The sequence below is a fragment of the Brachybacterium sp. SW0106-09 genome, from assembly GCF_001293905.1.
GTDB lineage: Bacteria > Actinomycetota > Actinomycetes > Actinomycetales > Dermabacteraceae > Brachybacterium > Brachybacterium conglomeratum.
Window position 1 is genome coordinate 26,133 of the sequence record NZ_BCAK01000029.1, and the last position, 10,405, is coordinate 36,537.

The window sequence follows — 10,405 nt, forward strand, 5'->3', positions numbered from 1 at the left end:
GCCTCAGGACGCGCGACGGATCTGATCGCCCTCGACGACGATCTCCACGCTCGGCAGGTGACGGGTCGCGGGGCCGACGAGCACCTCGCCGCTGGTCGCGTCGAAGCGCGAGCCGTGGCAGGGGCAGTCCAGCTCGGTCTCCTCCTGACGGAGGGCGCAGCCGTTGTGGGTGCAGTAGCCGGAGTAGGCGGAGACGTCCTCCCCGGTCCCGCGGACCAGGAGCACGAAGGGCTGCTGGCCGCCGAAGTTCACCAGCGTCGAGGCGTTCTCGGGCACGTCCGCCAGCGGGATCGAGCCCTCCTCCGCGCGCAGCGGCTCGGCCGTGCCGAAGCCCTGGTCCTCCGGAGCGCAGGCCGCGAGGCCTCCGAGACCGGCCGCGGAGGCGGGCAGCAGGAGGGCGTGGCGGCGGGATAGGCAGGGGCGTTCCATGCCGCCAGGATAGTCAGGGTCCCTGTGCGTCGGTCGGGGCGCGCCGGGGAGCGGGTGTGACCGCCGCGACCGCCTCGTGATCGTCCCACGATCCTCGGAGACGGGCGCGGGCTGGGGCGGCGCCGCGCCCGCGGCTCACACCTCCGCGGCCTCCGTCTCGCTCGGGTCCCAGGTGAGGATGCCGCCCGCGCGCCAGCCCCGGTCGCGCACCGCGTCCAGTGCCTCCCGCTTCCTCGCCGGGGTGAGCCGGTCGAGATAGAGGGACCCCTCGAGATGGTCGACCTCGTGCTGGAGCGCGCGGGCCAGCACCCCGCCCTCGTCCTCCAGCACGACCTCAGCCCCGTCGAGATCCGTGCCCGTCACCCGGGCGCCGCGGTGCCGTGCGGTGGGGAACCCCTCGCCCGGCACGGAGAGGCATCCCTCGAGGGTCTCCTCGTCCAGGGTGATCCCGCCGAAGCGCTCGAGGACCGGGTTGAGCACCACGCCGCGTCGCAGCGTGTCGCTCACGTCGGGGCAGGAGTACACGAACAGCCGCCAGCGGGAGCCCACCTGCGGTGCGGCGAGGCCGACGCCGCCTGCCGCGTCCATCGTCTCGAACATGTCCGCGACGAGCGTGCGCAGCTCGTCGGTGACCTCTCGGACGCGGCGGGTGCGCTGCGAGAGCGCGCGGTGGCCGGCGATGGTGATCGGGCGGACGGTCATGCGGGGGAGCCTCCTTGGCTCGACGGGTCGGCGGAGGGCCCTGTATCGGTGCTCTCCTCGGGGAGCGGGTCGCTGGTGACCCGGTGTCGGCGCGGCGGGTTCACCGCGAGAGGGTTGGTCGACTCGACGATCCAGGCGCCCCGCTCCCGCCGCAGGGGCTCCCCGCTGCGGACGGACTCGGCGACCGCGCGGCCCAGCTCCTCCGCGTCGACGGCGTCACGGGCGAGGAAGTCCAGGGTGTGGGTCGCGTGCGGCGCGAGCTCGAGCTTGTGCCAGGCCTCCAGGCCGGTGGCGAGCTGGCGGGCGCGCAGGAACTCGGCGTCCAGCGCCGCGCCGGTGATCACCACGATGTTCGCGATCCACATCAGCAGCAGGATCGCGATCAGGCCGTTGAGGGCGGTGAGGACCTCCGCGAAGCGGGTCGCGTAGACGAGCAGCTGCCCGGCCACCAGCGCGGTCCCGAACAGGGTGAGCACGCTGAGGGTCGAGCCCAGCGTCATCAGCCGGTAGCGCGGCAGTCGCACGTTGGGGAACAGGTAGTAGGCCAGCGACACCCCGATGATCAGGATGACCAGCAGGACCGGCCACTTCACGATGTTCCAGGCGTGGAAGGCGAACAGCGGGATCCCGATCAACTCGCCGATGCGCTGGCTCGCCTCGCCGCCCAGGATGATCATGCCGATCGCGAGCAGCACCACCGCGGTGATGAGCACCGTCTCGCCGAACACGATCGTGCGGAACCACAGGAAGGGCCGCCCCTCGCGGGTGTCGTAGACCCTGTGCAGCGCGCGGTGGAAGGCGGCGACGCCGTTGGACGCGGAGACCAGCGAGCCGAGCGTGCCCAGCAGCAGGCCCAGCAGGCCGCCGCCGGTGCTGGAGACGGCCTGGATCGCCCCGAGATAGGGACGCGGATCCAGGGTCGGGAAGATCTCGGTGATCAGCCCGGAGAGCGCGGAGAGCGTCTCCGACTCGATCCCGATCAGCGACATCATCGACACGACGGCCACCGCGCCCGGGAACAGCGACAGCAGCAGGTAGAAGGTCATCGTCCCGGCCACGTCCCACACCTGGATGTCCAGCAGCCGCATCCGCACCCGGTTCAGGACGTGCAGGATGCTCAGCCGGGGTCGGACGAGCTCGACCTGCGGCCGTGGCCGACGCGGACGGGAGGTGGTCACCGTGGAGCTGCTCCGGAGGGGTGTCGGGTCCCGGACCGGAGGTCGGGACGGAGGGGCGGGGGCCGTGCGGGCGCTGTGGAGCCTAGTCCACCGCACCGCACGGCCCCGCCCTCGTGGACGCGCCGGTCAGCCTCCGTCGATGAACTCTCAGCCCTCGTCGACGATGTCGTCGGGGTCGGAGGCGACCGGGTACTCCCATGGGTCCTCGGGATCGCCCGGCACGAAGGAGGTCATGATCGAGCCGTCCGCGCGGGCATCGCCCAGGCCGACGGGCCTGGACAGCACCGCATCGTCCAGCAGCGGGCCCTGGTCCGCGAGCGGGATGGAGACGCCGTCGGCGGTCACCCGCACGCTCTCGCCGCGCACGGAGATCTCGATCTCCTCGCCGGTCTCGAGCGTGAAGGAGATCTCCTCGCGCACCAGGCGCACCCGGAAGCGGGAGCCGCGCACCGTCAGGGGGAAGGAGAGTTCGGGCCACTGCGCCGGCAGCCGCGGGTCGAAGCTGATCCGGCCCTCGTCGTGGCGCATCCCGCCGAAGCCGTGCACGAGCGCGTTCCACACCCCGCCCGCCGAGGCGATGTGCACTCCGTCGGAGGTGTTGCCGTGGAGGTTCCCGAGGTCCACGAAGAGCCCGGCCCGGAAGTAGTCCAGCGCCGCCTCCTGATGGCCCACCTCGGCGGCCATGATCGACTGGACCACGGCGGAGAGCGAGGAGTCCCCGGTGGTGATCGGGTCGTAGTACTCGAAGTCGGCGCGCTTCTCCTCCGCGGTGAACTCGCTGCCGCGCAGGAACTGGGCCAGCACCACATCGGCCTGCTTGAGCACCTGGAAGCGGTAGATCACCAGCGGGTGGAAGTTCAGCAGCAGCGGGAACGCCTCCTCCGGGGTGTTCGCCACGTCCCAGATCTCCCGCTCCAGGAAGCGGTCCTCCTGGAGGTGGATGCCGAGGGAGTCGTCCTTCGCCACGAACATGCCGTCCGCGCAGGCCTCCCACTGGTCCAGCTCCATCTCGTCCAGCTCGAGCTCGACGCGCAGCGCCTCGTAGGCGGCCTCGTCGGCCGCGCGCAGGTCCCGCACGGCGCGGGCCGCGCGGCGCAGGTTGTAGCGCGCCATCACGTTCGTGAACAGGTTGTTGTTCACGACCGTCGTGTACTCGTCCGGACCGGTCACGCCGTTGATGTGGAAGCTCGAGACGCCCGCGGCGGTGACCCGCCAGAACCCGAGGTCCGCCCACATCCGGGCGGTCTCCACCAGCACCTGTACCCCGTCGCGGCGCTCGAAGTCGACGTCGCCGGTCACATCCGCGTACTGGCAGAAGGCGTAGGAGACGTCGGCGTCGATGTGGTACTGCGCGGTGCCGGCCGCGTAGTAGGCGGAGGCCTCGTCGCCGTTGATCGTGCGCCAGGGGAACAGGGCCCCGCGCTGGTTCAGCTCCCGTGCCCGCTCGCGCGCCTTGGGCAGCATGGTCGTGCGGAAGCGCAGCGCGTTGCGGGCCCAGCGCGGCTGGGTGAAGGTGAGGAAGGGGACGACGTAGATCTCGCTGTCCCAGAAGTAGTGGCCCTCGTAGCCCGAGCCGGTCACGCCCTTGGCGGGGATTCCCCACTGGTCGGAGCGGGCCGTGGCCTGGGCGAGCTGGAACAGGCACCAGCGCGTCGCCTGCTGCGCCTCGGGCTGGCCCGGCAGCTGCACGTCCGAGCTCTGCCAGAAGTCCGCGAGGTACTCCCGCTGCGCCGCGAGATGCGCCTCGAAGCCGTCACGACGCACCCGGTCCAGGGTGCGGCGGCAGCGGTCGAAGAGCTCGCGATGGGGCACCGAGCGCGAGGAGTGGTAGGCCACCGACTTGCGCACCGTCAGCACCGAGCCCTCCTCGAGATGGGCGCGGGTGACCTGTCGGCCGAAGTCGGCCGAGGTGTCCATGAGGTGCTCGGTCTCGGCGTCGGACTCGATCACGTGGTCCGCGCCGACGGCGAGGGTCATGCCCGAGCGCGCCACCCGGTAGCCCAGCAGCATCCGCCGCTCGCTGTGCCAGTCCTGCATCGGCTCGAGCACCCGGTGGGTGAAGGCGGTGGTCTGGCGCGGATCGGCCTTGTCGGTGACGGGGCCGCCGTCCACGCCCTTGCCGAAGTCGTCGCGGAAGTCCTGCCGGTTCACGATCTGGGAGGAGATCGCGATCGGGGCGGAGCCCTCCAGCATCTCCACCCGCATCGTCATCAGCGCGAGGTGGCGCTGGGAGAAGGAGATCATCCGCGCGGTGGAGACCTTCACGCGCTTCCCGGCGGGGGTGCGCCAGATCAGCTCGCGCCGCAGCACGCCCTCGCGGAAGTCGATCCAGCGCTCGTACTCCTCGAGGTCCGCGATCGACAGCAGCAGCGGCTCGTCGTCCACGTACAGCTTGAGCGTGGAGGAGTCCGGCACCGAGATCATCGTCTGCCCTGTGCGGGCGAAGCCGAAGGCGGACTCGGCGTGGTTGATCTCCCAGGTCTCGTGGAAGCCGTTGAGGAAGGTGCCGTGGCTGTGCGCGTCGCGGCCCTCCTCGGGCGTGCCGCGCATGCCGAGATAGCCGTTCGCGGTCGCGAACAGAGTCTCCATCAGGCCCAAGTCCCCGTCCGGCCGTGACTCGACCAGGCGCCATTCGTCGACCGGCAGGCGGGTGCGGTTCACGGGGTCCTCGGGCAGCGAGCGCAGACGGGTCATGCCAGCTCCTCCAGATCGGCGACGACGAGGGTGGCTCCGGCGTCGGTCAGCTCCTCGCGCCCCGCTCCGCGGTCCACGCCGACGACGGCGCCGAAGCGCCCTGCGGCGCCGGCGGCGACGCCGGAGACGGCGTCCTCGTAGACCACCGCGTCGGCGGGCTCGACGCCCAGCAGTGCGGCGGCGCGGAGGAAGGTGTCCGGGGCGGGCTTGCCCGGCAGGCCCTCGCGGGCGGCGACGTTCCCGTCGACCACGTGCTCGAAGCGCTCCCGGAGCTCGGCCGAACGCAGCACCTCCTCCGCGTTGCGGGAGGAGGAGACGATCGCCAGGCGCGCTCCCTCGCCGAGCGAGTCCAGATAGGCGACGGTGCCCGGATAGGGCGCCACGCCGTCGCGGCGCAGAAGCTCGAGCACGAGCTCGTTCTTGCGGTTGCCGAGGCCGCGCACGGTCTCCGCCCCGGCGCGCTGCTCGCCGGGGTCGGAGTCCTCGCCCTCGGGCAGCTCGAGGCCGCGGGAGGCGAGGACCGCACGGACGCCGTCGTAGCGGGGGCGGCCGTCGACGTGCTCGAAGTAGTCCGCCTCCGTGTACGGCGCCTCGACGCCGCGGGAGGAGAGGAACTCCTCGAACATCGTCGCCCAGGCGCGCATGTGCACCTCGGCCGTCGGGGTCACGACCCCGTCGAGATCGAAGAGATGAGCCGTGAGATCTGCTGGTCGGAAGGTTCGCGCTGAAGTCACATCGGCAATGCTACGGGCCTTGGCTGTGGGCTACGCTTCGGGGGTCCGTGCCCGCGCCCGTGCGCCGGCCCGGAACGGCTCGAGACTTTCCGAGGAGACGATGACTGCCACCGAGTCGCTGCCCGCCCTGGAGGCGGTGCGGCGCGAGCTCGAGATCGACGAGCAGGCCCCCGGCGGCCACCCGCAGGTGCGGGCGGTGCTCACCCTCACCACCAACCTGGACCTGGCCCCGGCGCAGCTGTGGCCCCTGCTGACCCGCCCCGAGGAGCTCGAGGCCTGGTACGGCCCCGTCCGGGGCGAGCTGCACGAGGGCGGGCGCTTCACCGCGCCGCACGGCGCGAGCGGGACCGTGCTCGAGGTCGAGGAGCCCCACCGCCTCTCCCTGCTGTGGGAGCAGATCGGCGAGGAGGACCCGCTCCAGATCCGGCTGGACCCGGAGGACGACGGCACGACGCTGCTGCGGCTGCGCCACACCGTCCTCGTGCCCCGCGAGCGCTTCGACCGGGGCGGCCCGGGCGAGGTGGCGCTCGGCTGGGAGCTCGCGCTGCTCGCGCTCGTCGCGCACACCGACGGCTGGCGCCACGGCTGCCTCGCCGAGGCGCCCGTCCCCACCCGCGAGTGGATGCGGGGCGAGGAGGGGCGTCGCTACCTGCGCGCCTGGTCCGTGCGCTGGGCCGCCGAGGCGGTCGCGGCCGGGGTGGACGAGGGCGTCGCACGACGCGTCGAGGCGGAGGCGCTCCGCTCCCGCCTGGCCTCCCCGCAGGAGGCCTGAGCGGGCGGGACGGCGTCCGCTCCCCGGGAGGTCTTTGCCCCGGCTCACGAACCGGTGCCACACTCGGGCGGTGACCACCCCTGTCCCCGGCCCCGCCTCGAGGGACGGGCGCTCACCCGCGTCGGTGCTGCGCGGGCTGGTCCCCTCGGTCTACGCGCCGAGCCTGCTGGAGTTCGTGGGCCTGGCCGCGCTGATGCCGGTGATCCCCCTGCTGGCGCGCGACCTCGGCTTCAGCGTCCCGCAGGCCGCGGCGCTGTCGACCATCTTCGGCCTCACCTCCTTCCTCGGCCCGATCCCCGCCGGACGCCTCATCTCCCGGATCGGGGCGCGCGCGGCGCTGGTGATCACGGGCTGTCTGCTCGTGGTCTCCAACGTCCTGGCCTTCGTGCTGATCGCGCCCGCGCTCGGCGGCGGCGGCGATCTCGTGCACCGGATCATGCTGGTGGTCCTGCTGCTGGTGATGGCCGCGAGCACCCAGGTGTGGCAGCTGGGACGGCAGGCGTATCTCGGCACCGCCCTGCCCGCGACGATGCGGGCGCGCGGCATGACCCTCTTCGGCGGGGTGATCCGGGTGGGGGAGGTGATCGGGCCGCTGCTCGGCGCGGTCGTGATGGCGGCCGGATCGATGGCCTGGGTGTTCCTGCTCTTCGCGCTCACCGCCGCGGCCGGCACCGTGATGGTGGCCGTTTTCCTCCCGCCGGGGGAGGCGCGGGCCGACGGCGCGACGGGCCGACGGGGCCGCGCCCCACGCACCACGGCTCGCGTCGCGCTGGACCGGGCGGTGCTGCGGCGGATGGTGGCCGTCGGCGTCGGGATCGCGCCGGTGATGATGGCGCGGGTGAACCGGCCCGTGATCGTCCCGCTGCTGGGCGATGCGCTGGGCCTGGACCCGGTGTGGATCTCGGTGGTCTTCGGGATCTCCGCGGCGCTGGAGATCCTGCTGGTGATCCCGGCGGGAACGCTCATGGACAGGTACGGCCGCGCCGCGGTCGCGGTGCCCTGCGCGCTCGTGATGGGCGCGGGATTCCTCCTGCTGGCGCTGCTCGGCACCGTCTGGGCGGGCGGGAGCGGCAGCGCCGCGGTGCTCGCGCTGCTCCTGCCCAGCCTGCTGATCGGACTCGGCAACGGGCTCGGCTCCGGGATCGTGATGACCCTCGGGATCGACGTCTCCCCGGTCCACCGGCGCACCCGCTACCTCTCCTGGTGGAACACGATGCTCGGTGCCGGGCGGCTCTCCGCCCCGCTGCTGGTCACCGCGATCACCCTGCTCGCCCCCGTCGCCGTCGCGGGCGCCGCCACCGGGGCGCTCTGCGTCGCGGGCGGGCTGTGGCTCTCACGCACGCTGCCCCGCGTCACACCCTCCGGGGTGACCCGGGGGCGCTGACACGGGGCAGCGGGGCGGTGCGGCGGCTCGGGAGCGCGCCGGGGCGGCGGTCAGGCCGCGGCGTCGACGAGGGCGTCCTCGGCGGTGCTCTGCAGCAGCTCCGCGGCCGACTCGCGGGTCACGGAGCGGGCGATCGCGATCTCCGACGCCAGCGGGTCGATGGCCTGCTTGAGCAGGTTCCGCTCCGCGAGGGAGGACGGGGTGCCGCCGGAGTCGCGCACGATCGAGCGGATGACCTCGATGCGGTCGGTGAGACGGCCGGACTGGAGCTGCATCTGCAGGGACTTGATGCGGTGGGCCCAGGACGCCTTCTTCGCCGGGGGCTCGATGGGCTCGCCGAGCTGGGCGATCAGCTCGTCGATCTCCTTCGTCCCGAGCACCGGGCGCAGACCGACGACGTCCTTGCCGTCGGCGGGCACGGAGATCTGCATCTCGTCGCCGATGACCTCCAGGTCCACGTACTCACGCTGCTCGCCCCGGACGGTGCGGGTCAGGGTCGAGACGATGCGCACCGGACCGTGGACGGGGTGCGTGAGCACCTTGCCGACCTTCGACGCGGTGGAGTCGGACGCAGTGGCAACGGACAAGGGGGTTCCTCCTCGGTGGACCTGTGCGCCGGCGGTACCGCGGCCCTGGTGGGGTCGAGGCGGCCGTCCTCGAACTCTGCCCGGCCCTGCGGGACCGGTCCATGAGGGGGACGAGGGCGGCTCGAGCCCCGCTCGACCTGCAGGAACAGGGTGGCGAGGCCTACGACAGCGCCTCACCATGGTCTCACGGATCTGACAATTAATCCAGGCCCTGACGTTTCCGTGTGGGTCACATCCGGGCCGGGTCGCTCCGGTCGGACGGCCGCGATCGGACGGCCGCGATCGGACGGTCGCGGCCGTGCGGCTCCGGTCGGACGGCGGCGGGCTTGCGGCTCCGGACGGGACGCTCCTCCCCGGAGTCGCGACGGAGTGCCGACGATCGTCGGGGTCAGGCGGCGGGACGATGCGGTGGAATGGGGCCATGCCGGTCCCTCCCTCGACGACCCCGCCGCCCTCGACCTCGCCGGAGGTCGTGGCCTTCGAGGGGATCGGCGTGCTGCGGGAGGAGAGCGTGCTGCTGCTGGAGGCGAGCGGCCGCGTCGCTGCAGGCGAGGTCCTGGCCGTCACCGGCCCCAACGGCAGCGGCAAGACGACCCTGCTGCGGGTCCTCGCCGGCCTCCTCGCACCGACGGCCGGACGGGTGCGCGTGGCGGGCAGGCGCCCCGACGACCGCGACCGCGTCTTCCGCGAGGCGCTCGCGGCGCTCATCGGACCGGCGCAGACCGCCCGGGACCTCACCGTCCTCGAGCATCTCCAGTTCGTGGGGGCGACCTGGGGGAGCGATGCCTCGGCCGCCCGTGCGCTGGGCCGAGATCTCCTCGAGGAGCTGCGGATCCTCCCGCTCGCGGACCGATTCCCCCACGAGCTCTCCAGCGGCCAGTCCCAGCTGGTCTCCCTCGCGCTCGCCCTCGCCCGCCCCAGTGCCGTGCTGGTCCTGGACGAGCCCGAGCAGCGCCTGGACCCCGACCGGCTCGATCTGGTGATCGACGCGCTGCGCGGCAGGGCCCGGGCCGGGACCGCGATCGTGCTCGCGAGCCACAGTCCGCGCCTGGTCGAGCAGCTCGCCGACGGCCGGCTCGCGCTCGAGGAGCCGTGGTGAGCGCCTCCCTCGGCCCCGTCCGCGAGGTGTGGGCGCAGCGGTCCCGCGCCCGCACCCGCGGCGACCTGCTCTATCTGCTCTACGTCGTCGCGATGGGAGCCGTCGTGCTCGGGCTGCCGGCGCTGCTGTCGGCGGGCCGGGCGCTGGCACGAGGGGACGTTCTCGCCCTCCTGCTGAGCGCCGGGGCGCCGCCCACGGCGATCGCGCTGTCCCTCGCCGTCGCCGCGGGCCTCGTCGGCCTCGGCGCGGTGCGGGGCCCCGCCCTGCTCCCGCCCTTCTTCACCGCGACCCTGGCCGGTGGACCGCTCCCACGCGGCCGGGTGCTGCGACGCCCCTTCGCGCGGGCGATGCTACTGCCGCTGCTCGCCGCCGCGCTGCCCGCCGTGCTGGTGGCGGCGACGCTGATGGCGGCAGACCGGACGGGGCCGGGCACGGCGGCGCTCCTGACGCTCGCCGGGGTCGGGGTGGGGCTGCTGTGGGGAGGCGCCTGGTCCGCGGGACAGCTGCTGCGGTCGACGCCCCGGCGCCTCCTGCTCCTCCTGCTCGGGCTCGGCGCGGCGATCGCGGCAGCGCCGCCGCTGCTGGCCGTCCGGGAGCTCGCCCGCGGCATGTGGTCCCAGAGCGCCGCGCCGTCGGACGGACAGGTCGCGGCATGGGCGGTGGGTCTCGCGGCGGCGGGAGCGGCCGGCGTCGCGCTGTGCGCGGCCCTGCTCGGTCGGCTGCGGGGGACCGAGCTGGCCGCGCAGGCGGCGCGCTGGGAGGCCGCGACCACCAGCGCGACGGCGACGGACCTCGCCGGGGCGGCCGGCGCCTTCCGCGCCCTGCC

The 10,405-nt window shown here is 73.5% G+C and carries 9 protein-coding genes and 1 pseudogene; 4 read left to right on the forward strand and 6 right to left on the reverse strand.

Annotated elements, in window-relative coordinates; genetic code table 11:
* Positions 1-3 precede the first annotated feature (3 nt).
* The 5 genes from Y09_RS12490 to Y09_RS12510 form a co-directional block, all read right to left on the reverse strand.
* Positions 4-429: a ubiquinol-cytochrome c reductase iron-sulfur subunit gene (locus Y09_RS12490; RefSeq protein WP_053918021.1), complete on the reverse strand. Its 426-nt coding sequence runs from the start codon at positions 427-429 to the stop codon at positions 4-6.
* Positions 430-564: 135 nt separating this feature from the next.
* On the reverse strand, positions 565-1,131 hold the full coding sequence (gene def / locus Y09_RS12495) for a peptide deformylase (protein ID WP_053918022.1): 567 nt from the start codon (positions 1,129-1,131) through the stop codon (positions 565-567).
* Positions 1,128-2,309 carry a YihY/virulence factor BrkB family protein gene (locus tag Y09_RS12500; RefSeq protein WP_053918023.1) on the reverse strand — a complete coding sequence of 394 codons (1,182 nt, stop codon included), beginning with the start codon at positions 2,307-2,309 and terminating at the stop codon, positions 1,128-1,130. Before Y09_RS12500 ends, def begins: the two co-directional genes overlap by 4 nt.
* Positions 2,310-2,456: 147 nt before the next feature.
* Positions 2,457-5,003 (reverse strand): glycoside hydrolase family 65 protein, encoded by a 2,547-nt coding sequence (locus Y09_RS12505; protein WP_053918024.1) that lies wholly within the window; start codon positions 5,001-5,003, stop codon positions 2,457-2,459.
* On the reverse strand, positions 5,000-5,746 hold the full coding sequence (locus Y09_RS12510; protein WP_053918025.1) for a beta-phosphoglucomutase family hydrolase: 747 nt from the start codon (positions 5,744-5,746) through the stop codon (positions 5,000-5,002). Before Y09_RS12510 ends, Y09_RS12505 begins: the two co-directional genes overlap by 4 nt.
* Positions 5,747-5,837: 91 nt before the next feature.
* Between Y09_RS12510 and Y09_RS12515 the strand changes: the two genes are divergently transcribed.
* Positions 5,838-6,509, forward strand: a complete 672-nt coding sequence (locus tag Y09_RS12515) for an SRPBCC domain-containing protein (RefSeq protein ID WP_010551273.1) — start codon at positions 5,838-5,840, stop codon at positions 6,507-6,509.
* Between the two features lie 70 nt (positions 6,510-6,579).
* Positions 6,580-7,893 carry an MFS transporter gene (locus tag Y09_RS12520; RefSeq protein WP_148639646.1) on the forward strand — a complete coding sequence of 438 codons (1,314 nt, stop codon included), beginning with the start codon at positions 6,580-6,582 and terminating at the stop codon, positions 7,891-7,893.
* Positions 7,894-7,943: 50 nt separating this feature from the next.
* On the opposite strand, the gene Y09_RS12525 is transcribed toward Y09_RS12520, so the two are convergent.
* Positions 7,944-8,480 carry a CarD family transcriptional regulator gene (locus Y09_RS12525; RefSeq protein WP_053918027.1) on the reverse strand — a complete coding sequence of 179 codons (537 nt, stop codon included), beginning with the start codon at positions 8,478-8,480 and terminating at the stop codon, positions 7,944-7,946.
* 421 nt (positions 8,481-8,901) lie between these two features.
* Here Y09_RS12525 and Y09_RS12530 point away from each other — a divergent pair, with 421 nt between their 5' ends.
* Complete coding sequence (locus Y09_RS12530) at positions 8,902-9,579, forward strand: ABC transporter ATP-binding protein (RefSeq protein ID WP_053918028.1); 678 nt, start codon at positions 8,902-8,904, stop codon at positions 9,577-9,579.
* Positions 9,576-10,405, forward strand: a pseudogene (locus Y09_RS17570) (hypothetical protein); the annotation flags it as partial. The gene Y09_RS12530 and the pseudogene Y09_RS17570, both read left to right, overlap by 4 nt.